Genomic DNA, 25,925 nt, shown 5'->3' on the forward strand with positions numbered 1-25,925 from the left:
GGGCGGCCGGGCCGTGACAAGGCCGGGCGAGCCAAAATGTGGGATCGCTCCCGGAATACGTCCTGACGGCGGCGAGCCTTCACCCGGACAGCGGGCGGTGACCGGAGATGGCGGGGCCGTGTGGGATCGTGAGCGGATGAGGATCTTGCTCGTGGAGGACGAGCGACGGCTGGCCGAATCGCTGCGCGCGGGGTTGAGCGCCGAGGGCTACGCCGTGGACGTCGCGCACAACGGCCGCGACGCGCTTTGGTACGCCGCCGAACATCCGTACGCCGCGATGGTCCTCGACATCATGCTGCCCGGACTGAACGGGTACCGCGTGTGCCGGAGGTTGCGCGAACGAGGCGACACCACCCCGATCCTCATGCTGACCGCGAAGGACGGCGAGGACGACGAGATCGAGGCGCTGGACACCGGCGCCGACGACTTCCTCCCGAAGCCGTTCTCCTACGGCGTCCTGCTCTCCCGGCTCCGGGCGCTGATCCGGCGCGGGGGAGCGACCCGGCCGGGCACGCTCCGGCTCGGCGACCTCGAACTCGACCAGGCGAGCCGTGTCTGCCGTCGTGGCACTGCCGAGATCCCGTTGACCACCAAGGAGTTCGCTCTCCTGGCGTATCTGATGAAACGACAGGGCGAGGTGGTCACCAAGGCCGAACTGCTGGAGAACCTCTGGGATTTCGCCGCGTCGGCGACCGCGAACCTCGTCGAGGTCCACGTGAGCGCGCTGCGGCGAAAGATCGATCTGCCGTTCGGGGCGGAGACCATCCGCACCGTGCGCGGCGCCGGCTATCACGTGGTGGGCTCCAGTGCCTAGGTTCTCGCGGTCGACCCGGTTCCGGGTCGCGATGACCGCTTTCCTGGCGTCGATCATCGCTCTGGCGGTCGTTTCTGCGTGGCTGGTGCTCGATGCCCAGAACCGGCTGGGCAACGGCGCCGCGCAGGTGGCGAGGGAGCGCGCGGCCGCGGTCGTCCAGGTACTGAACTCCGGCGCCGCCCCGGCCGATCTGCGGCTCCTCGTGCGGGCTTCGATCTACGAGGTGACCACCCAGAACGGCGAGCGGGTCGCGTCCTGCCCCGGCCTGCGTTCCGGGGCGATCGTCCCGGACGGAGGCTTCGAGTACGGCGACAGTGTCCAGAACCTCAAGCCTGGCGACGTCGACCTCGCCAGCCGGGAATCCGTCGGCTGCGCGAGTGCGCTCGGGGAAGATCCAGAAAGAAACGGACTCCGGCTGCACGTGGCGGCCACCGTGAGCGGCGACAGCAAGTACCGGATCTACGGCGCCGCCGTGGTCGACGAGTCCGGACAGGCGGCGCTCGACGCGGTGCGCGTGACGTTGCTGGCGGGTGTCCCGGTGATCGCGCTGCTGATCGGGGCGGTCGCGTGGCTCGCGGTACGCCGTTCGCTGCGGCCGGTGGAGGCGATCCGCTCGGAGGTCGCGGAGATCGGCGCGCACGACCTCTCCCGGCGGGTCCCGGCCCCGGACAGTGCCGATGAGATCGCGAAGCTCGCCGAAACAATGAACACGATGCTCGCCCGTCTGGACACGGCGGTCACCCGGCAGAGCCGTTTCACCTCGGACGCGTCGCACGAACTGCGCACTCCGCTGGCCTCCCTGCGGACCCAGCTCGAGGTGTTGCTCGCCCATCCGGACCGGCTGGACTGGCGCGACGCCTGCCGCAACGCGCTCCTCGACATCACCCGGCTGCAGGATCTCGTCGGTGACCTCGTGCTGCTCGGCAAGCTGGACAACGCGGGGCCGGAGCGGACCACGCCGGTGCGACTGTCCGAAGTGGTCGATTCCTGTCTCTCCGGGCGCCAGGGTGTCCGGGCGGAGATCGACGGGGATCCGGTGGTCCTCGGCGACCGCGGCAGGCTGGAGCGGTTGCTGCGCAATCTGGTGGACAACGCGCAACGTCATACCCGTACGGGCGTCGAGATTCGGGTGTCCACTGTGGACGAATTCGCCGTGGTCGCGGTCACCGACGACGGGCCGGGCATTCCCGCCGCGGACCGTGAGCGGGTGTTCGATCGCTTCGTGCGTCTCGACGACGGACGTGCGCGTGACGACGGTGGCGCGGGCCTCGGGCTGGCGATCGTCGCCGAGATCGCCGAGGCGCACGGTGGAACCGTCGAAGTCGCCGACCACGACGGCGGCGCCCGGCTCGTCGTCCGCCTGCCGTTGGCGAAAGCGCGAAGCTGAAGACGCCTTCAGCTTCCTTAAGCTTCGGTTCAGCGTCCGCGAACGAACCTTCGGGGCATGTTCGCTCCTGCACGCCGCTCCTGGTGGCGGCCCCTCGGCCACGCCGACTACCTGGCCTCGTCGTGGTTCCCCGGCCTCACCGGCGTACGCGCGCTCGCCGCCGTGGCCGTCGTCTTCTTCCACTACGGGGGCCCGGTCGTCGACCGCCTCCAAGGCTGGATCGCCGTGCAATTGTTCTTCGTGTTGTCCGGCTTCCTCATCACGACGCTGGCCCTGCGCGAGGAAGACCGTGACGGCCGGATCTCGTTGCGCGGGTTCTACCTTCGCCGGGTCTTCCGGATCATGCCGGTGTACTTCCTGTTGCTGGCGCTGACCACGGTCGCGGTCCTGCTCGGCGGGACCTACCAGAGCAGCAGGCTCGCCGACGCCATGCCGTACTACCTCGTCTTCGGCAACGAACTCGTCGACTTCAACACGCCCTATCCGACGTCGTGGTCGCTGGGCGTGGAGGAGAAGTTCTACCTGGTCTGGCCCGCGCTGCTGGTGCTGACTTCGTTCGCGCGAAGCGGGAGGGCGGTGCTGCGTCTGCTGCTGGGCGCGTCGGCCGTCCTGGGTGTCGTGCTGTTCGCGTTGCCCCTGGCGCCCTCGCATACCTGGGCGAGTCTTTCGGTGCACTATTGCTCGCTGGTCATCGGCTGCCTGCTGGCGATGACGCTCCACCATCCGCGCGGGTTCGCCCTCGTCCGGCCGCTGACCAGCCCGGTCGTCGCGACGGTCATCGGCTGCGGGTTCGTCGTGCTGCAGTTCTCCGTCGGCCCGCTGGCGAAGGCGCTGGGCGGGCATTGGCAGTTCGTGGTGCCGGTCTACGCGGCGGGCTCGGCACTGCTGCTCGTGGCCGTCGTGTCGCCGGGGCCGGTCCGGACGTTGCTCTCGAGCAGGCCGATGAGCTTCGTCGGAGACCGTTCGTACGCGCTCTACCTCGCCCAGACCGGCGCGGCCGGGGTCGCGGGCTGGCTACTGCCCAGCGGGCCGGCCAAGGCCGCCGCGACCACCGGCGTCGCGTTGCTGTTCGCCTGCGCACTGCGCCGCTGGGTCGAACAGCCCGCCATCGCCTACGGCCGGAAGGTGATCGGACGACACGCGCCCGCCGTGCCTCCGGTTGAGGCGACGGCGGGCGCGAGGCCGACGTCAGTGGTGCGCGGCGACCGCACCGGTGCCGGCGCTCTTCTTGACGAAGAGCGATCCGACGAACGCGGCCAGGCCTATGCAACCGGCGACGATGAACGTCGTGCGGATTCCGCCCGCGTCGGGACTGACCGCCCCGGCCGTGGTCGTGCTGGCCGTGGCCACCGCGATGAACATGGCGGTGCCGAGCGCGCCGGCGAGCTGCTGAAGGGTGGCGAGGATCGCGCTGCCGTGTGAATAGAGGTGCTCGGGCAGCGAACCGAGGGATTCGGTCATCAGTGGCGTCATCATGAGGCCGAGCCCGCCCATCAGCAGGACGTGGATGGCGATGACCGCGATCAGTGGTGATCCCGCGCCGAGCAGGGCGAACAGCCACAGCGAGATCGCCATCGCGGCCGCGCCGGGGATGACCAGCGGCCGGGGGCCGAAGCGGTCGTAGAGCGCGCCGACCGGGCGGCCGAGCAGCCCGAGGACCAGGCCGCCGGGAAGCACCGCGAGCCCGCTGACGAACGTGCTGGTGTGCAGGACGGTCTGCAGATACAGCGGGAGCAGGATCGCCGCGGCGCCGAGCAGGCACATGAACAGCAGGGCCGTCAGCACCAGGGAGACGACGAAACTGCGGTGGGTGAACGGACGCAGGTCCAGCAGCGCGCGGTCTTCCTTCTGGAGACGCAACTGGCGCCAGGTGAACACCACGAGTGCCACGGCACCGACGGCGATCGGCGCCCACGGCGGCACGGGCTGATGCCCGCCGGCGGATTCGCCGGACACCGACAGGCCGTACAGCACGCCGCCGAAACCGAGCGCGGACAGGACCACCGACAGGACGTCCAGCGGCACCTTGCGGGTGTCGCTGTCCAGCCGCAGCCGCACCATGCCGACCACCAGGGCGGCGAGCGAGAGCGGCAGCACGATCCAGAACATCCAGCGCCAGCCGAGCGACGACAGCACGGCGCCGCCGATGGTCGGGCCGATCGCCGGAGCGACCGCGATGACGATGGTGATCGTGCCCATCGTGGCACCGCGTTTCTCGACCGGGACGAGGCGCATCACCGTGGTCATCAGCAGCGGCAGCATCACCGCCGTCCCGCAGGCCTGGATGACGCGGCCGGTCAGCAGGAGGGCGAAGCCCGGGGCGAGCGCGCTGACCAAGGTGCCGGTGCTGAACAGGGTGAGCGAGGCCAGGAACACCTGGCGCGGGGTGAACCGCTCGAGCAGGAACCCGGTGGTCGGGATGACGACCGCCATGGTGAGCAGGAAGCCGCTGGTCAGCCACTGGACGGTGGTGGTCGGAACCTGGAGGTCGACGGTCAGGTCACGCAGCGCGACGCTCAGGATGGTCTCGTTGAGGATCATCACGAACGCGGAAAGGACCAGGACCCCGATCAGGAGCCCGGCTTTCGCCGGTGCCCTTTCCTGGTCGTGGGCGGTTTCGGGCAGGGTCTCGGTCATCAGTGAAGGGCTCCTGGAAGGGCGCGGGTCCGCGTGGCCACCTTCGGCGCCGGCGACGGTGACAGCGAAGGCGAGGCTGAGTCTTTCCGTTCAGTCTGCCCGTGTCGGTCGGTGTGTGTCACGTGAATTTCCGTAGTGAGTACGGTCACTGCGCTTTCGGGCAGTACGGAACCGCACGTGAGCGGAACGGTTTTCGGTGGCAGCACGATAAAATCGGCAGGTGACCAGAGCGATCACGGCGGATCGATGGCGTTCGGTGCGGCGAGCCTATCGGGTGACGGGCGCGCGATTCGCGGAACTGGTCGCCCGCGTTCCGGATCCGGACGCGATGGTCACCGCGGAGTGGACGGTGGCCGAAACGGTCGCCCATGTCGCGATGATCGCGAAGATGTACACCTCCCTGGTGCGGGCGGACGGCGCGTCGATTTTGGACGCCCGCGGGCAGAGCCAGGTCGAGAAGACCACTGTGGACACCGTTTCCGTGCTGAACTCCTTGGTGTTGCGAGATTTTCGCGAACGCGACATCCAGGTGCTCGTGACCGGATTGCTCGCGGACATCGGAGAAGTACTGCGGGTGACCGAGGACGCGGACCCGGGTGCCCCGCTGGACTGGCTCGGGGGTTCGAAGGTGCCGCTGGCCGGCGTCCTCGCGCACCTCGTCAACGAACTGCAGATCCACGGCTGGGACATCGCCAAGGCGCTGAAACTGCCGTGGACGATCCAGCCGGCTGACGCGGCGTTGTTCTTCGATCTGTTCTTGGTGGGTGTGCTGAGCCACGACATTGGGCACCTTCTCGACACCGACGAGCCGCCGCGGGATCGACGCATCGCCGTGGCGTTCCGGTCCGCGTACACGTCCCCGGTCGTGCTGGTGCTGCATCGGGGGCGGGTGACGGTCGAGGAGCCCGGCGGACCGGTCGACGTGCGGATCTCCTTCGACCCGCCGACGCTGAACCTGATGCTGTTCCACCGGGTCGGCAAGCCGCGTTCCGCGCTGACGCGCAAGATCGTCGTCAGCGGTCCGCGACCGTGGCTGTTACCCGCCTTCCTGCGGGTGGTCCGGCTGCCGTAGGGCTTCGGGTGGCATGAGTGTCAGGTGCCTACCGCCGTTGCCGAACCTCGTGAGTGTCGCCGCCGTGATCGAGACCCGTTGCGGAGCCGGGGATCCGCTCCGCCGGACGTCACGCGACGTGCATGGATCCGTACCGCGGCGAAGTGCACGGTGCGAGACCCCGCCAGGCCGTCAACCGTTGACAGGCGTGTCGAACCGGCGTCGCGAGTCTTCGATGTGGCCGAGGAACCGGTGGGTCCAGTCGCACATCCCGTCGACCGTGGCGCGCAGGCCGTGCCCCGCCTCGGTGAGGGTGTAGTCGACGCGCGGTGGCACCGTCGGGTGCACCGTCCGTTCGATCAGGCCGTTGCGCTCCAGCATGCGCAGGTTCTGGGTGAGCATCTTGTGACTGATGCCCTCGATGTCGTCGCGCAGTTCGGTGAACCGCCGGGTGCGGTCGCCGATCGTCTCGATGATCAGGAGCGCCCATTTGTTGGCGACGTCGGAGAAGATCTCCCGCGCCAGTGAATCCGCCCGCATCAGATCGGCGTCGTCCGAACCTTTGAGCTGCTTGGTCACCATGAGGTTCCCCAGTCACGAAAAAGTGCGTTCTTCCAGGTCGTCGCACACTCTCCTACAGTTCCTGGGTAACCACAAGTGACCATGAACGAGGAGTACGGATGAGCATCACCCTGGTGAACCCCGCTGGACTGCCGGAGATCCCCGCCTACCGGCAGGTGTCGATCGCGACCGGGTCGAAGCTGGTCTTCATCGCGGGGCAGGTGTCCTGGGACGCCGACGGTGTCCTCGTCGGCGAGGGTGACCTCGCCGCACAGGTCGAACAGTGCTACCTGAACATCGGCACCGCGCTCGCCGAGGCCGGCGCCACCTTCGACGACGTCGCGAAGATGACCGTCTACGTCGTCGACTGGACGCCGGACAAACTCGCGCTGTTCCTCGAAGGCGTGGACCGGGCGGCCGCGAAGCTGGGCGGCACCCCGGTCCCGCCGGGGACACTGATCGGCGTCGCGGCCCTCGACGTGCCCGAGCACCTCGTCGAGGTCGAGGCGACCGCGGTCGTCGACTGAGCAGTCACTGACCGCGCGCGGCGCGCCAGATCGGGCTGTCGACGTAGTGGTTGTCGTACTGCTTCGAGGACGCGGCGATCTCCGAGGGGTCGGCTTCACCGCGCGCGACCCGGTCGAGGAGCCGGTAGTAGTCGAAGCGGGCCATGCCCGGGGTGAAGGTGACCAGGACGTCGGCGTCCGAGCCGGCGGCGGGGCCGAACGCGTGCGGCACCTTGGGCGGCACGGCGAGGAAGTCGCCCTTCTTCAGCGTGTGCAGGGTTTCCTCGACGAGAACCTGGAGTTTCCCTTCGAGTACGAAGAAGAACTCGGTCGCCCGGACGTGGAAATGGGCCGGGGTGCCGAAGACGCCGTCCTTCAGGGTCGCGCGGTTCGCGGTGAAGCCCCCGTCGGTGGTGTCCGAGTCGGCCAGCAGCGTGATTTCGCTGCCCGGCGCGTCGCTGACGATCTCGGCGTCGGCGGCCCGGAGAAGGATGGGGTCGAACATGGTGGCGTCTCCCTGGTTTTCCGTGGTCAGCAGGCTCGCTGACAGGACCAGCTTCTCGCCGCGCCAGTCCTTGATCAACGCGGAAAGCGGCACCGAACGATAATGCCCAGGTTATCGATCGCTGGTGTGTCGTGAGTGCCCGCCCGCCGCGTCCGCGGCCGCTGTGGCTCCTGGTGCACCTCGGGTGAGAGCGGCGATCCTGAGGGTAGTGAAGGCCTCCTTCGCTACCCTCAGGGTAGGCAAGGAGGCCTTCACGGACCCGCGATCAGCCGCAGTCAGAATCCGGTAGGTGTCTAGGACGCCTTGGTTCGAACCCGAATCGACACTTCCGGCCGGTCAGGCGGCGAAGACCTGCGAGTCGTCGGCGAACGCCTTGAACTCCAGAGCGTTGCCCGCTGGGTCCAGCAGGAACATCGTCCACTGTTCACCGGTCTGACCCTCGAAGCGGACGTAAGGCTCGATGACGAACGAGGTGTCCGCCGCGCGCAGCCGGTCCGCGAGCTTCCGGAACTCCGGCACGGTGAGGATCAAGCCGAAGTGGGGCACGGGAACGTCGTGCCCGTCGACGGGGTTGTGGATCTGGCGCGGCCGCTCGGGCGCGAGGTGCGTGACGAACTGGTGGCCGTGGAGGTTCCAGTCGATCCACGTGTCGGAGCTGCGGCCCTGTTCGAGGCCGAGGACTTCGCCGTAGAAGGTGCGTGCGGCGGCGAGGTCGTCGACGGGCATGGCGAGGTGGAAGCGCGGGATGGGGGAGTCGAGGACGGTCATACCCAAGGGATCCTTTCCAGCGGTAGGTGCACGTGTCGTAATGTTAACATTAGGACAAAGTGCGTGGTCGCTACTATCGGGCGTTCCGGCGGGAGGGATGAGCATGAGCGAACCCGGCAGGGTGGTGCCGGCACGTCGTCGCGGGCTGGCGGACGAGGTCGCCGACAGGGTCAGGGACGCCATCTTCGGTGGCTCCTATCCGCCTGGCGCGCAGCTGCGCGAGGTCGAGCTTTCGGCGGCGCTCGGCGTCAGTCGTGGCCCCGTGCGTGAAGCACTGCTGAGACTGGAGCGCGAGGGTCTGGTCCGCAGCGAATGGCATCGCGGCGCGATCGTCACGACCCTGTCCGATGTGGACGTCGCGGAACTCGACAGCCTGCGGTCGGCGCTGGAGCAGCTGGCCGTCCGGCTCGTGGTCGCGAACGCGCCGGACGCGGACCTTGCCGCGCTCGACGAGGTCGTCGACCGGATGGGCCGGGCACGCGACGAGCACGAGATGGTCCGCTGTGACATCGACTTCCACGACGCGGTCTACGCGGCGTCCGGTCACCGGCGGCTCGTCGAAGCGTGGCAGGCGATCCGGTCGCAGGTGTACCTGTTCCTGCTGACCCGGATCGGTGTGAGCTCCGACGGCTACCTCGCGAGCATCCCGGCCGAGCATCGTCGGCTGGCGGCCGCTCTTCGTGCCCGTGACGGCGAGAAGGCGCTCGAACTGTTCGCCGTCCACCGCGGCGAGGCCTTCGCTGTGCTGACCGGGAAGTGATCGTGCCGGCATCCTCTGGCGCCAACGGGACGAAATGGTGCGCGGGTCTTGACGGCAAGGTTGACCAAGGCTTAACTCAAGCCCTGAAATAAGACGTGTCCCGGGTCACAGGCTCCGGACGCGGCTTGGCCACTCACCTCGAGGACCATCGATGCGAATCGGAAAGATCGCTCCCGCGCTCGTCCTGGCGCTGGCGGCCGCCGCCACGACGGCGTGCGGCGGCGGCGACACGTCGTCCAGTGCTCCCAAGGAGCTCGTGTACTGGGCGTCCAATCAGGGCACCAGTCTCGACAACGACAAAGCCGTACTACAGCCAGAACTCGACAAGTTCGAGAAGGCCTCCGGGATCAAGGTCAAGCTCGAGGTCGTCCCGTGGACGGATCTGCTCAACCGGATCCTCGCGGCCACCACCTCCGGCAAGGGGCCGGACGTGCTCAACATCGGCAACACCTGGTCGGCCTCGTTGCAGGCGACGGGGGCGTTCCTGCCGTTCGACGACGCCGCGCTGGAGAAGGTCGGCGGCAAGTCCCGCTTCCTCGGCCCATCGCTGGCGGCCACCGGGGCGAGCGGGCAGCCGCCGGTCGGCGTACCGCTCTACGGCCAGGCGTACGGCCTGTACTACAACAAAAAACTCTTCTCGGAGGCCGGTATCACCAAGCCGCCCGCCACCTGGGAGGAACTCGTCGAAGACGGCAAGAAGCTCACCAAACCCGACAAGGGCCAATGGGGGCTCTCGCTCCAGGCGGGTCAGGTCACCGAGAACAGCCACCACGCGGCGATCCTCGGCGCCCAGCACGGTGCGCAGTTCTTCACTCCCGAGGGCAAACCGCAGCTGGCCTCGGATCCGTCGGTCGCGGCCGTGCAGCAGTTCGTCGACCTGATGCAGAAGGACAAGATCGTCAACCCGGCCAACGCCGAGTACGCCGACACCGCCAAATCCCTCAAAGATCTGTCGGACGGCAAAGCCGCGATGTTCATGAACCAGGCCTCCGCGGGGTCGTTCAAGAACATCGGGATGGACATGGCGAACCTCGGTGTCGCGCCGATCCCGCTGCCCGCCACCGCGCCGCCGAACGGCCGCAAGGTGACCAGCTTCGTCGCCGGCATCAACATGGCGGTCTTCAAGAACACCAAGAACCCCGACGCCGCACTGGACTTCGTGAAGTTCATGGTCTCGGCGCCGGAGCAGGCGCTGCTCAACAAGACCTACGGTTCGCTGCCGACCGTCCAGGACGCCTACAGCGACACGGCGTTCCAGACCGAAGACGTCAAGGTCTTCCAGAACGTGCTCGCGAATTCGGCGGAGCCGATGCCCCAGGTCCCGCAGGAATCGCAGTTCGAGACCCTGATCGGCACCGCGATGAAGGCGATGTTCGCCGACGTCGCCGCGGGCAAGCCGGTCGACGGAACCAAGATCCGCGACCAGCTCGACCAGGCGGACCAGCAGATCGCGGCCGGTAGTTGATGCCGACCGCTCTCGACGACGCCCCGGCCGTGAAGGCGGCCGGGGCGCCCAGGCCGCGGCGTGCCCGGCGTAACCGGCGCCGGGTCGCGCTGCCGTATCTGCTCTTGCTGCCGGCGATCCTGCTCGAACTGCTCGTCCACCTGATCCCGATGGTCGCCGGGCTCGTGATGAGCTTCTTCAAGCTGACGCAGTTCTACATCCGTGACTTCTCGTCCGCTCCGGCGGCCGGGCTGGACAACTACAAGTTCGTCCTCGACTTCGACGCCGCGGCGGGGAAGGCGCTGCTCGGCTCGTTCTGGATCACCGTCCTCTACACGGTTCTCTCCGTCGGGTTCTGCTGGCTGTTCGGAACGTCGGCCGCCGTGCTGATGCAGAAGAACTTCCGCGGACGCGGCCTGCTCCGGACGCTGTTCCTCGTGCCGTACGCGCTGCCGATGTACGCCGCGGTGATCACTTGGTCGTTCATGTTCCAGAAGGACACCGGCCTGGTGAACGACCTGCTGGGCACCGACTCCTTCTGGCTCATCGGGGACAACAGCTTCTGGTCGCTCGTGGTGGTCTCGGTCTGGCGGAACTGGCCGTTCGCGTTCCTGATCGTGATGGCCGGGCTGCAGAACATCCCCGGCGAACTGTACGAAGCGGCGGCCATCGACGGCGCGGGCTGGTGGCGGCAGTTCCGGGCCATCACCCAGCCGATGCTGCGGCCGGTCAACCAGGTGCTGCTGCTGGTGCTGTTCCTGTGGACCTTCAACGACTTCAACACGCCTTATGTCCTTTTCGGAGCGTCCGCGCCGAAGGAGGCGTCACTGATCTCGATCCACATCTACCAGAGCTCCTTCGTGACCTGGAACTTCGGCCTCGGCTCGGCGATGTCGGTGCTGTTGCTGCTGTTCCTGCTCCTCGTCAGCACCGTCTACTTGGGACTGGCCGCGCGAAGGAGGAACGCCGTTGTCTGAGCCTCGCTGGGTCCCGTGGGCACGCCGATTCGTCCTCGGCTTCCTCGCCTTGTTCACGCTGGTGCCGCTGTACGCGATGGTTTCGTCGTCGCTGAAGCCGCTCGGGGACGTGCAGGGCACCTGGGAATGGGTGCCGACGACGCTGACCATCCAGCCGTTCTTCGACATCTGGGAGACCATCCCGCTCGCCGAATACTTCGTGAACAGCCTGGTCATCTCAGGCTCGGCCGCGATCCTCTCGGTGGTGATCGCGATCTTCGCGGCGTACGCCCTGAGCCGCTTCCGCTTCCGTGGCAAGAACTTCTTCAAGATGACCGTGCTGTCCACGCAGATGTTCCCCGGGATCCTGTTCCTGCTGCCGCTGTTCCTCATCTTCGTCAACATCGGCAACACCACCGGCATCGTCCTGTACGGTTCCCGGCTCGGGCTGATCATCACCTACCTCACCTTCTCGCTGCCGTTCGCCATCTGGATGCTCGCCGGCTACATCGACTCGATCCCCAAGGAGCTCGACGAGGCCGCGATGGTCGACGGCACCGGGCCGTTCGGCGCCCTGATCCGGGTGGTCGTCCCGGCGGCGATGCCGGGCATCGTCGCGGTGGGGATCTACTCGTTCATGACGGCCTGGGGCGAGATCCTGTTCGCGTCGGTGCTGACCGATTCGGGCACGCGGACCCTCGCGGTCGGTCTCCAGGAGTACTCGACCCAGGTCCAGGTGTACTGGAACCAGGTCATGGCCGCGTCCCTGATCGTCTCCGTCCCGGTAGTCGCCGGATTCCTGCTGCTCCAGCGTTATCTCGTCGCCGGGCTCACCGCCGGTGCCGTGAAATGACCAGCCCGTCGCTCCGTACAGAGAGGCCAGCCTTGAATCTGCACCTGCCCGCCGATTTCCTGTGGGGTGCGGCCACCGCCGCGTACCAGGTCGAAGGTGCCGTCGAAGCCGACGGCCGCCTCCCGTCCATCTGGGACGACTTCGTCCGGGTCCCGGGTGCCGTCCTGAACGGCGACACCGCCGACGTCGCGTGCGATCACTACCGGCGCTGGCCGGAGGATCTCGCCATCATGAAGCGACTGGGCTTGGACGCCTACCGCTTCTCGGTCGCGTGGCCGCGGGTGATCCCGACCGGCCGCGGCGCGGTCAACCCGGCCGGACTCGACTTCTACGACCGGCTGGTCGACGCGTTGCTCGACGCCGGGATCCGGCCGTTCGCCACGTTGTTCCATTGGGATCTGCCGTCCGCTCTGCAAGCGAAGGGCGGCTGGCCCGAACGCGACACGGCCTATGCCTACGCCGACTACGCCGCCGCCGTGGCGGCTCGGCTGGGTGACCGGGTGAAGGACTGGAACACGGTCAACGAACCGCTGTGCTCGGCCTGGCTCGGCTACCTCGAAGGGCGTTTCGCCCCCGGGATCAAGGATCTCAAGCAAGCGATCCACGCCTCGCACCATCTCCTGCTCGCGCACGGCCTCGGGGTCCAGGCGATCACCGCGAACGCCGCACAGCCCGCGAACATCGGCCTGGTGGTCAATCTCAGCGGGATCGAGCCGGCGTCGGATTCCGCCGCGGACGTCGAGGCGGCGGCGCGGATGGACGGACACGTCAACCGCTGGTGGCTCGACCCGTCGAACGGCCGCGGCTATCCCGCGGACATGATCGAGGTCTACGGCGTCGAACCACCCGTGGCGGGGAACGATCTCGAGGTGATCTCGGCCCCGGTCGGCTACCACGGGCTGAACTACTACTTCCGGCAGATCGTCGAGGACGATCCGGACGGTCCCGCCCCGCGCGCCCGGCAGGTTCCGGTCGAGGGCGCGGCCACCACCGCGATGGGCTGGGAGATCCACGGGCAGGGGCTGGCGGACCTGATCCACCGGCTCACCGACGAGTACGGCGCCCGTGCCATCTACGTCACCGAGAGCGGGGCGGCCTTCGACGACAAGGTCGCCGAGGACGGATCGGTCCATGACGCCGACCGCATCGCCTACCTGGAAGAACATCTGGGCGCGGTGGCGGGCGCCGCCGAAGCGGGCGCACCGGTGAAGGGCTACTTCGCGTGGTCGCTGCTCGACAACTTCGAATGGGACAGCGGGCTGAGCAAGCGGTTCGGGCTCGTGCGGGTCGATTACGACACTCAGGTCCGCACGGTCAAGGCGAGCGGGCACCGATACGCGGAGATCATCGCCGGGCACCGGCACCGCTCGTGAGTGGTAAGGACGGCTAGGGCCAAGGGTGTCTTGGCTACCTGCTGCCGATGCGCGTGATTGGATGGACGACTCGCGACGGAGCCCTGGCCGCGGTCGCGTCGTCCGGTCCGTCGCGTGAGAAGCCGGTCGGGTCTCGTGAGTGGTAAGGACGGTTCTAACCGTCCTTACCACTCACGAGCGGTTCGTGCGGGCGGATGGACCGAGGGGTCCGGATTCGTCGCGCGGAACGAACGGACGCCCGCCGAAACCTCCTAGGGTCGCCATGAACGAGGCGATCCTAGGAGGCGAAGCATGCGGACACTCTTGCGTGGCGGTCGTGTCATCGATCCGGCGACGGGGTTCGACGGCACGGCCGACGTGCTGGTATCCGACGGCGTGGTCACCGCCGTCGGGGAGGGATTGACCGCGGAGCCGGGCGACGTGGAGATCGACGTCTCCGGGCTCGTCGTCGGACCGGGCTTCATCGACTTGCACAGCCACGTGCACACCATCGCGGGCCAGCGGCTCCAGGCGATGGACGGCGTGACGACCGCGCTCGACCTCGAGGCCGGGTTGATGCCGATCGAGCGGGCCTACGCCGAGGCGGCCTCCACGGGCCGTCCGCTGCACTACGGTTTTTCCGCCTCCTGGGGTGCCGCGCGAGCGCAGGTGCTCGCCGGGATCGAGCCGGACGCGAATATCGACAGCGGGCTGGCGGTGCTCGGGAACCCGGCCTGGCAACGGTCTTCGTCACCGAAGGAACTGGCGGCCTGGCTGTCCCTTGTGGACGGTGAGCTGGCCGCGGGCGCGCTCGGTGTCGGCGTGCTGCTCGGCTACGCGCCCGACACCGACCCCGGCGAGTTCCTCGCGCTGGCCCGGCTGGCGAAGGAGGCCGGGGCGCCGACGTACACCCATGTCCGTGAACTGGTCGAGGTGAACCCGGAGACGCCGATCGACGGTTCGGCCGAGATCGCGATCGTCGCGGCCGAGACCGGTGCCGCGATGCACCACTGTCACGTGAACAGCACGTCCGGCCACCAGATCGAGCGGGTGCTCGCGGCGCTCGAAGCGGGACGGGCGGCCGGGTCGCGGGTGACCGTCGAGGCCTATCCGTACGGGGCGGGCAGCACGGGGATCGGCGCCGCCTTCCTTTCGCCCGAGCGCCTGAAGATGAAGGGGCTGTCCCCGTCCAGCGTGATCATGCTGGAGTCGGGTGAGCGCATCGCCGACGAAGGCCGCCTGCTCCAGGTGCGCGCGGAGGATCCCGGCGCGCCGTGCATCCTGGAGTTCCTCGACGAAAGCAGCCCGCACGACCTCGGTCTGCTGCGCCAGGCGCTCGCGTTCCCGGACGCCATCGTCGCCAGCGACGCGCTGCCCGTGTACTGGAAGAACGGCACCAGCGAGAGCACCGAATGGCCGCTGCCTCCTGGCGGCGCGACCCATCCGCGCACGGCCGGGACCTACGCCAAGACGTTGCGCTTGATGGTGCGTGAGAGCAAGGCCTGGACCTGGCTGGAGGCGTTCCGGCGCTGCTCCTACCTGCCGGCCCGGGTGCTCGACGAGGTCGCCCCAGGGGCCCTGGCGAAGGGGCGGCTGAACGCCGGTGCCGACGCGGACATCGTCGTGATCGACCCGCACGCGATCACCGACGCGGCGACCTATTTCGACTCGACTCGGCCCTCCGTCGGGGTCCGGCACCTGTTCGTCTCGGGAGTCCCGGTCGTCACCGACGGGAATCTGCGCACGGACGCGTTCCCCGGCAAGCCGCTGCGGGGTGAGCCGCGATGAGCGACCTGCTCGCCGACATCGAAACGCTGGTGCGCTGCGAGTCGCCGTCGTCGGATCACGAAGCGGTGGCCCGCAGCGCCGAAGTGGTGGCCGGAGTCGGCCGGAGACTGCTCGGCGTGGAACCGGAGAAGATCGTCGTCGACGGCGTCACCCATCTCCGCTGGAGCTTCGGCGCCGGACCGCCTCGTGTCCTGCTGCTCGGTCACCACGACACGGTATGGCCGCACGGTTCACTGGAGACCCATCCGTTCTCCGTGCGGGACGGAGTGTTGCGCGGACCCGGTTGCTTCGACATGAAGGCGGGGGTCGTGATGGCGTTGCACGCCGCCGCGACCGTGCCCGACCGCGACGGACTGTCCATTCTGGTCACCGGCGACGAGGAGATCGGCTCGCCGTCCTCCCGCGCGCTGATCGAGGAGACCGCGGCGCAGTGCGACGCCGCGTTCGTGCTGGAGGCTTCGGCCGACGGCGGCGCGCTGAAATGCCGCCGCAAAGGCGTTTCCCACTACCGGGTGGACGTGACCGGTCGCGCCTCCCACGCCGGGCTCGAACCGGAGAAGGGTGTCAACGCGGGAATCGAGATCTCCCACCAGATCCTCGCGGTGGCCGCGCTCGCCGATGCACAGGCGGGCACGAGCGTGACGCCCACCGTCGTCTCGGCGGGAACGACGGTCAACACCGTACCGGCCGCCGCGCGGGTGGCCGTGGACGTCCGTGTCTGGAACGAGGCCGAACAACTCCGTGTCGACCGGGCGATCCGGGAGCTCCGTCCGGTCCTGGACGGTGCCGAGGTCCGCGTGACCGGCGGGATCAACCGGCCGCCGCTCGAAGCGGGTTCGTCGGCGGGATTGTTCGCGCTGGCTCAGGATCTGGCAGGGGAACTCGGGCTCGGAGAACTGATCTCCGCGTCGGTCGGCGGTGCTTCGGACGGCAACTACACCGCTGGGATGGGCGTTCCGACGCTGGACGGCCTTGGCGCCGTCGGTGGCGGGGCGCACGCGGATCACGAACACGTCCTCGTCGCGGAACTGCCGCGCCGTACCGCTCTGCTGGCCGCGCTCGTGGAAAACGTACTCGCGAAGCGGGGTCCGTCCGGTGCGACGAATCCCGCGGGCGAATCTGGTACGGCACGACGGTGACTCGGCCGAGGTGCCGGGAAAGGATTGCCCCGTGACAAATCTTGCTGCGAACGCGGAAAGCCCGGCGTCGGTGGCGGTACGCGACGAGGCTGTCGCCGCCGCGCGGGCCGCGGCCGTGGCTTCGGGCGTCGAAATCCGCGAACTGACCGAAATCGCCGAGCTGGCCGCCGTGGTCGGCCTGTTCGAGTCGATCTGGCGGTCCGGGCCGAGCGGCAGACCGGTGAGCACGGAACTGCTCCGCGCGATGTCCACGGCCGGCAACTACGTCGCGGGCGCTTTCGAGAACGGTGAACTGCTGGGTGCCTGTTTCGGCTTCTTCGGGAGTCCGGGAAAGGCGAGCCTGCACAGTCACATCGCCGGTGTCGCCAAGGCGGGCGCCGGCCGCGGGATCGGGCACGCGCTCAAACTGCACCAGCGCGGGTGGGCACTGCTCCAGGACGTCTCGGTGATCACCTGGACGTTCGACCCCTTGGTGCGGCGCAACGCCTATTTCAACCTGTGCAAGCTCGGCGCGCGCCCGATCGGTTACCTGCCCGACTTCTACGGTCCGATGGAGGACGACATCAACGGTTCGGGCGACACCGACCGGCTGATGGTCGGCTGGGATCTCCGGAGCCCGGAGGTCCGCGCCGCCGCCTTCGGCGAACCGGTCCTCATCGACGCGGAAGCGCTGGGCGCGGCGAGGGCGCTCTCGGTCGGTCCCGACGGCGGTCCGAGCATCGGATCCGCGGACACGCCGACCGTGCTCGTCGCGGTCCCGCCCGACATCGAACGGTTGCGCCGCACCGATCCCGGTCGCGGCAGCGCGTGGCGCGTCGCCCTGCGCGAAGTCCTCGGCGGACTGATGGCGGACAACGCCCATGTCGCCGGTTTCGATCGTGCCGGCTGGTACGTGATCTCCAAGGAGCAGTCATGAAACTCAGCGGTGTGGAACTGCGCCGGGTCCGGATGCCGCTCGTGGCCCCGTTCCGGACGTCGTTCGGGACGCAGTCCGAGCGGGAACTGCTGCTCGTCCGCGCGGTGACCCCGGCTGGCGAGGGCTGGGGCGAGTGCGTCGCGATGGAGGCGCCGCTCTACTCGTCGGAGTACAACGACGCCGCCGAGCACGTGCTGCGGAACCATCTGATCCCCGCCCTGCTGGCGGCCGAGGACGTGACCGCGCACAAGGTGACGCCGTTGCTGGCGAAGTTCAAGGGGCACCGGATGGCGAAGGGCGCGCTCGAAATGGCGGTCCTCGACGCCGAACTCCGCGCGCATGACCGGTCCTTCGCGGCCGAGCTGGGGTCCACTCGCGACTCCGTGGCCTGCGGGGTCTCGGTCGGGATCATGGACTCGATCCCGCACCTGCTCGACGTCGTCGGCGGATACCTCGACGAGGGCTACGTCCGGATCAAGCTGAAGATCGAACCCGGCTGGGACGTCGAGCCGGTCCGCCGAGTCCGTGAGCGCTTCGGTGACGACGTGCTGCTGCAGGTCGACGCGAACACCGCGTACACGCTGGGCGACGCGCCCCTGCTGTCTCAGCTCGACCCGTTCGACCTGCTGCTGATCGAGCAGCCGCTCGAAGAAGAGGACGTGCTGGGCCACGCCGAACTGGCCAAGCTGATCCGGACGCCGATCTGCCTCGACGAGTCGATCGTCTCGGCCAAGGCCGCCGCGGACGCGATCAAGCTCGGCGCCTGCCAGATCGTCAACATCAAACCGGGCCGGGTCGGCGGCTACCTCGAAGCCCGCCGGGTGCACGACGTCTGCGCGGCGCACGGGGTCGCGGTGTGGTGCGGCGGGATGATCGAGACCGGGCTGGGCCGTGCGGCCAACGTCGCCCTGGCCTCGCTGCCCGGCTTCACGCTGCCGGGCGACACCTCGGCGTCCGGCCGGTTCTACCGCACCGACATCACCGAGCCGTTCGTGCTGGACGGCGGGCACCTGCCGGTACCGACCGGACCGGGGCTCGGCGTGACTCCGATTCCCGGCCTGCTGGACGAGGTCACCACTGAGAAAGCGTGGATCGGTTCGTAGCGTTCTACGAATTCCGGGGTTAGATTTGGTCGGATCGAACCGGTCGGTTCGACGACGCCGGGTTTAACTTCGGGGGGTGCTGACACCGGTGCCCAGCAAGCCGCACACGAGCTTGGGACGCGTCCTCGAAGACCTCGGGGACGTGCTCCTGGAGCCGGTCGCGGTCGGCCGGACCACCCGCAAGCAGCTCGGCGGGGTGGTCATCCACGATCCGCACGACGAATCCGACATCCCTGGCGGTGCCGTCGTGCTCGGCGTCGGGGTGCGGGACCAGGACGAGGTCGTCCGCCTCTTGCACGACGTGGGTGCGAGAGGCGCGGCGGCGCTCGTCGTCCGGTCTCCCGTCACCCCGGCGCCGGAACTCCGGCGAGCCGCGGAGTCTTCCGGGGTCGCCCTGCTGGGGCTCGCGCGAGGCGCGTCCTGGGCGCAGCTCGCCGCCATGCTCAGGACGTTGCTCGCCGAAGAGGACGTCGGCGAGGTCTCGCCGCAAACCCTCGGTGGAATGCCTTCGGGTGATCTGTTCGCGCTGGCCAACGCGATCGCCGCGCTCATCGACGCGCCGGTGACCATCGAGGATCGCAACAACCGGATCCTCGCGTTCTCCGGACGCCAGGACGAAGCGGACCCGTCCCGGGTGGAAACGATCCTCGGCAGGCAGGTTCCGGAGCGGTTCGCCCGCGGCCTCGAACAGGACGGCGTCTTCGAGAAGCTGTACCGAGACCAGGCGCCCGTGTACGTCGATCCGCAGCGGTACGACGACAGTGCCATCGCGCTGCCTCGCGTGGCGCTCGCCGTCCGCGCCGGCGACGAGGTGCTCGGATCGATCTGGGCCGCGGTCCGGGAACCGCTCAGCGGGGAGCGCACGCAGGCGTTGATCGACGCCGCCAAACTCGTCGCGTTGCACCTGCTCCGGTTACGCGCGGGCGCCGACGTCGAGCGGCGGCTGCGCGCGGATCTGGTGAGCACGGCACTCGAAGGAGGGTCCAGTGCGCCGGAGGCCATCGCCCGGCTCGGGTTGCTCGGCCAGCCGTCGATCGTGCTCGCCATGGGACTGCTCGGCGCACCCGACCCCGAGGACGACCTCCGGCTGGTCGCGGACCGCCAGCGGGTGGCCGACGCGCTGGCCATGCACCTGAGCGCCGTCCAGCCTCGTTCGGCCGTCGCGCTGGTCGGCGACGTCGCGTACGGCATCCTCCCGATGCCCGGCGGTCAGGCCGACTGCCAGGAGCGTTCGGTTCGGGTCGCGTCGACCTTTCTGGAGCGCACGGGACGCCGGGCGGCGGCCGCGATCGGCATCGGGCCGCTCGCGCTCGACGCGTCCGGTCTCCACGCCTCCCGCGACGGTGCGGACCGGGCGTTGCGCGTGCTGCTCACCAACGGCGGCGCCAAACGCGTCGCGACCGCCGAAGACGTTCACGTCGACGCGCTCATGCTGGAGCTGGCCGACCTCGCCGCGGCCAGGGGAGACGTCGCGACGGGGCCGGTCGCGCGGTTGCTCGCCTACGACGCTCAGCACCAATCACAACTGGTGCACACCCTTCGGTGCTGGCTCGACGCTTTCGGTGACATCGGAGCCGCGTCCGCGTCGGCCTACGTCCATCCGAACACCTTCCGCTACCGGCTGCGGCGCCTCGCCGAAGTCGGCGAGATCGACCTCGACGACGCGGGGGAGCGGTTCGCCGCGATGCTGCAATTGCGGCTGCTGCCCCGCGACGCGCGGACCGGGCCGCCCGGCACTGAAGACTGACCTTCGGTCTTCCGGCCCGAAACGACGGCCGATGTTCGTGTGATCGCACGAACCCCGCTCGGCTACCGCGTTTCAGAATGAGTGACCGGCGCCACGCTCGCGCCGTTCTCCCTTCTCTTCCGAAGATCCCGCGGAGGCGCCATGACGGCAGTGGTCAATGAGGACACCTGGACAGCACGGCGGATCAACCGGACCGCGCTCATCACGATGGTGGTGATGGTGTTCGCGTGGGCGGTCGACTACATCGACCGGTTCTCGATCGGGATGGCGCTGCCGATGATCGGCGCCGAATTCGAGCTCAGCAAGACCGAACAGGGCTGGCTCGTCACCGTGTTCGCGCTGGTGTACATGGTCTGCCAGATTCCGGCGGGCTTCCTCGCCGACCGGTACGGCTCGCGGGGGCCGATGCTGGTCACGCTGCTGCTCTGGTCGGCGTTCACCGCGATGACCGGGATGGCGGGCACCTTCGGCATGCTGCTCGTCGTCCGCGGCCTTTTCGGTGTGTGCCAAGGACTTTTCCCGGCGGCCTCGTTCAAGGCGATCGCCGAACGGACCACCCCCGGCAATCGCGCGACGGTGACCGGCGTGATGCTGTCCGCGGGCGGCATCGGCGCCGGCCTGGCGCCGCTGATCGTCGGCCCGCTGCTGATGGCGGTCGGCTGGCGGCACACGTTCTTCTGGATGGCCGGGATCGGCGCGCTCATCGGGGTGGCCGTCTGGACGATCCTGCCCAAGGCACTGCCCGAAAGGCTGAGCAGCCTTCCGCGCGACGTGGTGAAAACCCCTGAGGTATCCCGCAAACAGGTGCTGAAATCCCCGGTGATCTGGAAGTTCACCCTGCTGTTCTGCGTCACCAACATGCTCAACTACGGGATGATCACCTGGGTGCCCAGCTATCTGCTGGAGTCCAGGGGGCTGTCGTTGAGCCAGACCGGGATTCTGGCCGCGATCCCGATGCTGGTCAGCATCGGCACGACCATTCTCGGCGGCTGGCTGTTCGACCGGTACTTCCACGATCACGGCCGCTGGTACCTCGGCTCGATCGCGCTGGTGACCGTGGTGCTGCTGACGTTGATGGTGAACGCGGACAGCACGGCGGAGTTCACGCTCTACGAGACGCTCGCCCTCGCTGTCTTCGGCATGGCGACGATGGCGGTCTTCGGCCTTCCGCTGCGGGTACTCCCCACCGCGGTCACCGGGATCGGTATGGGAGTGATGAACTTCGGCGGCCAGGTGGCGGGTGCCGTCGCCCCGGTGGCGATGGGGTGGCTCGCCGACACCTTCTCCTACACCGCCGCGTTCGGTTTCCTGATCGGCACCACCTTCCTCACCGCCGTGATGGCGTTCTGGGTGCCGCAGAACCCGGCGCAGTTCTCTTTCGCACCGGCGGAATCCGGCACCGGCTCGTGAGTGGTAAGGACGGTTCTAACCGTCCTTACCACTCACGAGCCTCAAGCAGACAGGAGTCCCATGCGCACAGCGTCCGAAGTCATCGAAACGATCACCGAACGAGCGAAGGAGGCCGGCGTCCGGGTCCGGTTGCACGCGGCCGAAATCGACGGCACCCGGCGGATCGGCGTCGACGAGCACGCTCCCGTCGTCACGGCGTCGGTCTTCAAGGTCCCGATCGCGCTGGAACTGGCGAAGCAGGGCGCCGACGGCGGCCTCGACCTCGCCGAGCGGGTCACCGTCCCACCTGGACACCCGACGCCCAGCCCGTACGGCCTCGCCACCTTCCGGCACGAGATCTCGATGTCCTGGTACGACCTCGCGATCCTGATGATCGGGATCAGCGACAACGTCGCCACTGACCTGATCCTCGACCGCGTCGGGCAGGAATCGACGGAGAAAACCTTGCGTGGCCTCGGTTTCGAGCACACCACCGTGTCACAGGACTGCGGGGAGGTGCTCGGCAGTATCGGCGAGGACCTCGGGATCTCCTACGAGGACGACGAAAGGCTGCTGACCGAACTCCCGATGGAGCGGATCGCCGCGTTGCGCGCGCTCCAGCCCGAGCACACTTGTGCCACGACGGCCGAAGAGATCACCCGGTTGCTCGGGATGATCTGGCGTGACGAGGCCGCGTCGCCGTCCGCGTGCGCGGACGTCCGGCGCTGGATGGAACTGCAGGTGTGGCCGCATCGGCTCCGGTCCGGGTTCCCGGACGACGGAATCCGCGTCAGCGGGAAGACCGGGACACTTCCGTCGGTGCGCAACGAGGTCGGCGTCGTCGAATATCCGGATGGCGGCCGTTACGCGGTGGGGGTTTTCACCGACGCCGTCGACGCGCGGTCACGCGTGCCGGAGCGGGACGCGTTCATCGGGTTCGCCGCGGCGCGGGCCGTCGAATGGCTCAGGCTCTGCGCCGCGCGAGATGGCGAATGATCAGCAGCACGATGCACACGACCGCGACGGCGCCGGCGATCATGCGGAGGGTCCAGTCCACTCCTGCGAACTGGCCGATCGCGTTGGTGGCCGCGCTGACGAGGAGGACGAGCCAGAGGGAAGCGGTGACCAGTGCGCCGCTGGACTTTTCGGTGTCGTTCATGAGAAAGACGCTACGGTCGGGGAGCGCGGGCGACCAGGGGAGTGGCCCCCGTCGCGAGGTGGTGCTGGCGCTACCTCCGCGACCGCACCGAGCGCAACGTCCTCATCGTCGTCGAAGATCTCGACGCGGTCATCGCCTTCTTCGTCGAACTCGGAATGGAGCTGGAGGGCAAGGGACCACTCGATTATCGGGCTCGAAGACGTCCGCCAGGATGTCGCCATGCTGCGGATCCCGGACGGTCCCGGACGGATCGAGCCGGCGAAGTTCCACCGGCCGAAGGCCATCAGCCCCGAACCGAAGGAAGCGCCGTCGAACACGCTGGGCATCCGCCGTGTCATGTTCGCGGTCGACGACATCGAAGACGTCATCGCCCGTTTGCGTGCCCACGGCGCGGAACTCGTGGGTGGGCTGGAGCGGTACGAGAACAGCTATCTGCTCTGCTACGTCCGCGGTCCCGAGGGCATCGTCGTCGGACTGGCGGAAGAGCTCGGAGGCTCGTAGCTTAAGTTGATCTTGGGTGAGGTTGACAGGTGGGGTGAAGGCTCCCTTCGCTGCGTCTGATGTGACGAAGGGGCGTCTTCGGCCCTGGTGGTGGGTCGGGTTGGTCGTGAGTGGCGTTTCGGCTTATTGAGGGGATGGGCAAACGTGGCGTGATCGACTCCCTGTCACGCGGGCCGTCTTCGCCGGCTTCGTGATGAGATCGCCGCCCTGGGCAACAGGGTTCCGGACTGACTTGCCGGCCGACTCCGGCGTGAAGTGTCCTCCTGGGACGCTTCACGCCGATTGTGCGCCCGATTGATGTCATGATGTCCGCTTCTTGCCGGGGTCGTGAGCGGCAAAGACGGTTAGAACGATCATTGCCACTCACGACCCCCGCGCAAAGCACCCAAATCGGGCACGCGGGGGTGTCTTTGTGTCCCTTGCGGACAGCGGGGTCGCGATCAGCCCGGCAGGCCGGGCCTCCAGCACGCAGCACGCCACATTTGACCTTCCCCTCAATAACCCGAAACGCCATTCACGACCCCCTCGTGAAATCGCCCCTCCGGGCATCACTCAGGCATTGAGTCAGCGAGAAGTGTCCTTGGGGGACACTCAGGGGCCGCAGTCGGCTCCTGTCGGCCAGGGCAGCCGAGCGCGTGACCTGCGGCAATCCTCACTGCTTACGATCAAGGCCCCCATCCAAGATCAACTTAAGCTACGTGGCGTTGGGTTCTGACCGTCCTTACCACTCACGAGAACCTCAGCCCTTGCCGCCCAGGTAGGCCAGCACCGCCAGGACTCGCCGGTGCCCGCTGTCCTCCGGCAACCCGAGTTTCGCGAAGATGTTCCGGATGTGCTTGTGCACCGCGCCGTCGCTCACCACGAGCAGTTCGGCGATGGTCGTGTTGTTGTAGCCCTCCGCCATCAGCCCGAGCACCTCGCGCTCCCGCGCGGTCAGCCCGTCGAGCGGGTCGGTCGCCCGGCGGTGCGCCATCAGCTGGGTGATGACCTCGGGGTCCATGGCCGTCCCGCCCTTGACGACCCGGTCCAGCGCGTCGAGGAACTTCTCGACCTTCCCGACCCGCTCCTTGAGCAGATACCCGACGGCGCCCTTGCCGTCGGCGAGGAGTTCCGCCGCGTAGCCGGTTTCGACGTGCGCGGACAGCACGAGCACGGGCAGTCCGGGATACATCTTCCGCGCTTTGACGGCGGCGCGGAGCCCTTCGTCCGTGTGGGTCGGCGGCAGCCGGACGTCGGTGATGACCGCGTCGGGCCGGTCCTTGGTGACCAGTTCGAGGAACTCGTCCACGTCGTCCACCGCCGCGGCGACGTCGATGCCCGAGGTGTTCAGCAGCATCACCAGGCCTTCGCGCAGCAGCGCGTCGTCCTCGACGATCACGACCCGCATGGCAACTCCACTTTCAGTACGGTCGGCCCACCGGCGGGGCTGGACAGTTTCAAGGTCCCGTCGAACGCCTCTGCCCGTTTGCGGATCCCGGACAGACCGCTGCCCGCTGCTTCGTCGGCGCCGCCGTGGCCGTCGTCGCGGATCTCGATGAGCAGGGTGTCTGCGGTACCGTCGAGGGTGATCCAGGCGTGTTCGGCACCGGAATGTTTGGTGATGTTGGCCAGCGTCTCGGCGACCACGAAGTAGGCGGCCGCTTCGACGGCTGCGGGACGGCGGCTGCTGCTGCGCACGTCCACGGTGCACGGGACCGGGCAGCGATCGGCCAGCGCGGTGACGGCGCCGTCGAGGCCGCGGTCGGTCAGCAACGGCGGGTGGATGCTGCGCACGACGGTCCGGAGTTCGGCCAGCGCGCCGGTCGCGGTGTCCTGCGCCTTGCCGAGCAACTCCCGGGCGCGTCGCGGATCCTTGTCGAAAAGTGAATCGGCGATCCCCAGCTGCAGGACCACCGCGGCGATCCTCGCCTGCGTCCCGTCGTGCAGGTCCCGTTCGAGACGACGGAGTTCGGCGCCGTGCGCCTCCAGCGCGGCGGCACGCGACGCGGCCAGTTCGACGACGCGGTCGGTCAGCACGACTCCGGCCGCCGGCGCGAGCAGCCTGCGCGCGACGGTGGCCTGCCATCGGGCCACACGGGGGAACAGGAAGATCAGCGCGACCATGCCGACCCCGGTGATCGCGCTGAGTGCCGCCAGGGGCCACGACGTGACCACGAACCCGAGCGAGCTTTCCACCCCGCCGGGCACCGTCGGCCAGATGAACGCGGTGACGATCTGCCGGAGCCCGCCGAGCGGCAGGGCGATGGCGAAGATGCCGATGACGAAACCGCTGGCGCCGTGGAAGACGAGCCAGCCGAGGTCCCGTCGTGACGCCGGGTCGGTCACCGGGTTCCCGGACCGGTACGGCTCGGGGATCGGCTCGCCCAGCAGGCGGGCGGCCCGCCGTCGTTCGAAGTCGACCGGACGGCGGATCAGCCGGAGCGCGACGGGCAACGCCGGGATCCCGACGCCGAACGGGCACATCAGCAGCACGAACAGCATGCCGACGAGGACGAACCAGGCGACCATCGAGGAGGCCGCGCCGACCGCCAGGTACCGGATCGCGGACCAACAGGACCGGAGCCGGGTGATCACCCGGACAGTCTCCCA

Annotated in this window: 23 protein-coding genes and 2 pseudogenes; 18 read left to right on the forward strand and 7 right to left on the reverse strand. The window is 68.5% G+C overall.

Features of this window, described 5'->3' with window-relative positions:
* Window positions 1–136 precede the first annotated feature (136 nt).
* From AC0685_RS15435 to AC0685_RS15445, 3 genes and pseudogenes are all read left to right on the forward strand, one after another.
* A complete protein-coding gene (locus AC0685_RS15435; RefSeq protein WP_478226109.1) occupies window positions 137–814 on the forward strand; it encodes a response regulator transcription factor in 678 nt (225 codons plus the stop codon).
* Complete coding sequence (locus AC0685_RS15440) at window positions 807–2,201, forward strand: ATP-binding protein (protein WP_478226110.1); 1,395 nt, start codon at window positions 807–809, stop codon at window positions 2,199–2,201. Before AC0685_RS15435 ends, AC0685_RS15440 begins: the two co-directional genes overlap by 8 nt.
* A 57-nt stretch (window positions 2,202–2,258) precedes the next feature.
* Window positions 2,259–3,224 (forward strand): annotated as a pseudogene (locus AC0685_RS15445) (acyltransferase family protein); the annotation flags it as partial.
* 165 nt (window positions 3,225–3,389) lie between these two features.
* On the opposite strand, the gene AC0685_RS15450 reads toward AC0685_RS15445, so the two are convergent.
* A complete protein-coding gene (locus tag AC0685_RS15450; protein ID WP_478226111.1) occupies window positions 3,390–4,838 on the reverse strand; it encodes a DHA2 family efflux MFS transporter permease subunit in 1,449 nt (482 codons plus the stop codon).
* 220 nt (window positions 4,839–5,058) lie between these two features.
* Here AC0685_RS15450 and AC0685_RS15455 point away from each other — a divergent pair, with 220 nt between their 5' ends.
* A complete protein-coding gene (locus tag AC0685_RS15455) occupies window positions 5,059–5,910 on the forward strand; it encodes a maleylpyruvate isomerase N-terminal domain-containing protein (RefSeq protein ID WP_478226112.1) in 852 nt (283 codons plus the stop codon).
* 171 nt (window positions 5,911–6,081) lie between these two features.
* On the opposite strand, the gene AC0685_RS15460 is transcribed toward AC0685_RS15455, so the two are convergent.
* Entirely contained in the window at window positions 6,082–6,471 is a 390-nt protein-coding gene (locus AC0685_RS15460; RefSeq protein WP_478226113.1) for a winged helix-turn-helix transcriptional regulator, read from the reverse strand.
* 98 nt (window positions 6,472–6,569) lie between these two features.
* On the opposite strand from AC0685_RS15460, the gene AC0685_RS15465 reads away from it, so the two are divergent.
* On the forward strand, window positions 6,570–6,977 hold the full coding sequence (locus tag AC0685_RS15465) for a RidA family protein (protein WP_478226114.1): 408 nt from the start codon (window positions 6,570–6,572) through the stop codon (window positions 6,975–6,977).
* A gap of 4 nt (window positions 6,978–6,981) precedes the next feature.
* Here AC0685_RS15465 and AC0685_RS15470 read toward each other — a convergent pair whose 3' ends face one another.
* Window positions 6,982–7,554 carry a cupin domain-containing protein gene (locus AC0685_RS15470; RefSeq protein ID WP_478226115.1) on the reverse strand — a complete coding sequence of 191 codons (573 nt, stop codon included), beginning with the start codon at window positions 7,552–7,554 and terminating at the stop codon, window positions 6,982–6,984.
* Between the two features lie 243 nt (window positions 7,555–7,797).
* Window positions 7,798–8,229: a VOC family protein gene (locus AC0685_RS15475; RefSeq protein WP_478226116.1), complete on the reverse strand. Its 432-nt coding sequence runs from the start codon at window positions 8,227–8,229 to the stop codon at window positions 7,798–7,800.
* A 103-nt stretch (window positions 8,230–8,332) separates the two neighbouring features.
* On the opposite strand from AC0685_RS15475, the gene AC0685_RS15480 reads away from it, so the two are divergent.
* From AC0685_RS15480 to AC0685_RS15535, 12 genes are all read left to right on the forward strand, one after another.
* A complete protein-coding gene (locus AC0685_RS15480) occupies window positions 8,333–8,989 on the forward strand; it encodes a GntR family transcriptional regulator (protein WP_478226118.1) in 657 nt (218 codons plus the stop codon).
* Between the two features lie 151 nt (window positions 8,990–9,140).
* Window positions 9,141–10,454 carry an ABC transporter substrate-binding protein gene (locus AC0685_RS15485; RefSeq protein ID WP_478226119.1) on the forward strand — a complete coding sequence of 438 codons (1,314 nt, stop codon included), beginning with the start codon at window positions 9,141–9,143 and terminating at the stop codon, window positions 10,452–10,454.
* Window positions 10,454–11,410 (forward strand): carbohydrate ABC transporter permease, encoded by a 957-nt coding sequence (locus AC0685_RS15490; protein WP_478226120.1) that lies wholly within the window; start codon window positions 10,454–10,456, stop codon window positions 11,408–11,410. The genes AC0685_RS15485 and AC0685_RS15490 overlap by 1 nt, the downstream gene beginning before the upstream one ends.
* Window positions 11,403–12,242, forward strand: a complete 840-nt coding sequence (locus tag AC0685_RS15495; protein WP_478226121.1) for a carbohydrate ABC transporter permease — start codon at window positions 11,403–11,405, stop codon at window positions 12,240–12,242. Before AC0685_RS15490 ends, AC0685_RS15495 begins: the two co-directional genes overlap by 8 nt.
* A 32-nt stretch (window positions 12,243–12,274) precedes the next feature.
* Window positions 12,275–13,615, forward strand: a complete 1,341-nt coding sequence (locus tag AC0685_RS15500; RefSeq protein ID WP_478226122.1) for a GH1 family beta-glucosidase — start codon at window positions 12,275–12,277, stop codon at window positions 13,613–13,615.
* Between the two features lie 291 nt (window positions 13,616–13,906).
* Complete coding sequence (locus AC0685_RS15505) at window positions 13,907–15,382, forward strand: amidohydrolase family protein (RefSeq protein ID WP_478226123.1); 1,476 nt, start codon at window positions 13,907–13,909, stop codon at window positions 15,380–15,382.
* Complete coding sequence (locus tag AC0685_RS15510) at window positions 15,379–16,521, forward strand: M20 family metallopeptidase (protein WP_478226124.1); 1,143 nt, start codon at window positions 15,379–15,381, stop codon at window positions 16,519–16,521. The genes AC0685_RS15505 and AC0685_RS15510 overlap by 4 nt, the downstream gene beginning before the upstream one ends.
* 31 nt (window positions 16,522–16,552) lie before the next feature.
* A complete protein-coding gene (locus AC0685_RS15515) occupies window positions 16,553–17,437 on the forward strand; it encodes a GNAT family N-acetyltransferase (RefSeq protein ID WP_478226125.1) in 885 nt (294 codons plus the stop codon).
* Window positions 17,434–18,540, forward strand: a complete 1,107-nt coding sequence (gene menC, locus AC0685_RS15520) for an o-succinylbenzoate synthase (protein ID WP_478226126.1) — start codon at window positions 17,434–17,436, stop codon at window positions 18,538–18,540. Before AC0685_RS15515 ends, menC begins: the two co-directional genes overlap by 4 nt.
* A 76-nt stretch (window positions 18,541–18,616) precedes the next feature.
* A complete protein-coding gene (locus AC0685_RS15525; RefSeq protein WP_478226127.1) occupies window positions 18,617–20,287 on the forward strand; it encodes a PucR family transcriptional regulator in 1,671 nt (556 codons plus the stop codon).
* A gap of 141 nt (window positions 20,288–20,428) precedes the next feature.
* The gene (locus AC0685_RS15530) at window positions 20,429–21,697 is read left to right on the forward strand and encodes an MFS transporter (RefSeq protein ID WP_478226128.1); all 1,269 of its coding nucleotides are present in this window, start codon (window positions 20,429–20,431) and stop codon (window positions 21,695–21,697) included.
* A gap of 60 nt (window positions 21,698–21,757) precedes the next feature.
* The gene (locus AC0685_RS15535; protein ID WP_478226129.1) at window positions 21,758–22,672 is read left to right on the forward strand and encodes a serine hydrolase; all 915 of its coding nucleotides are present in this window, start codon (window positions 21,758–21,760) and stop codon (window positions 22,670–22,672) included.
* On the opposite strand, the gene AC0685_RS15540 is transcribed toward AC0685_RS15535, so the two are convergent.
* A complete protein-coding gene (locus tag AC0685_RS15540; RefSeq protein WP_478226130.1) occupies window positions 22,641–22,835 on the reverse strand; it encodes a hypothetical protein in 195 nt (64 codons plus the stop codon). The two genes, AC0685_RS15535 and AC0685_RS15540, sit on opposite strands and share 32 nt — an antisense overlap.
* Before the next feature lie 104 nt (window positions 22,836–22,939).
* On the opposite strand from AC0685_RS15540, the pseudogene AC0685_RS15545 reads away from it, so the two are divergent.
* Window positions 22,940–23,336 (forward strand): annotated as a pseudogene (locus tag AC0685_RS15545) (VOC family protein).
* 739 nt (window positions 23,337–24,075) lie between these two features.
* Here AC0685_RS15545 and AC0685_RS15550 read toward each other — a convergent pair.
* Window positions 24,076–24,723 (reverse strand): response regulator, encoded by a 648-nt coding sequence (locus tag AC0685_RS15550; RefSeq protein WP_478226131.1) that lies wholly within the window; start codon window positions 24,721–24,723, stop codon window positions 24,076–24,078.
* The gene (locus AC0685_RS15555; RefSeq protein ID WP_478226132.1) at window positions 24,711–25,910 is read right to left on the reverse strand and encodes a sensor histidine kinase; all 1,200 of its coding nucleotides are present in this window, start codon (window positions 25,908–25,910) and stop codon (window positions 24,711–24,713) included. Before AC0685_RS15555 ends, AC0685_RS15550 begins: the two co-directional genes overlap by 13 nt.
* Window positions 25,911–25,925 lie beyond the last annotated feature (15 nt).

The sequence above is a fragment of the Amycolatopsis sp. NPDC043889 genome, assembly GCF_056435645.1.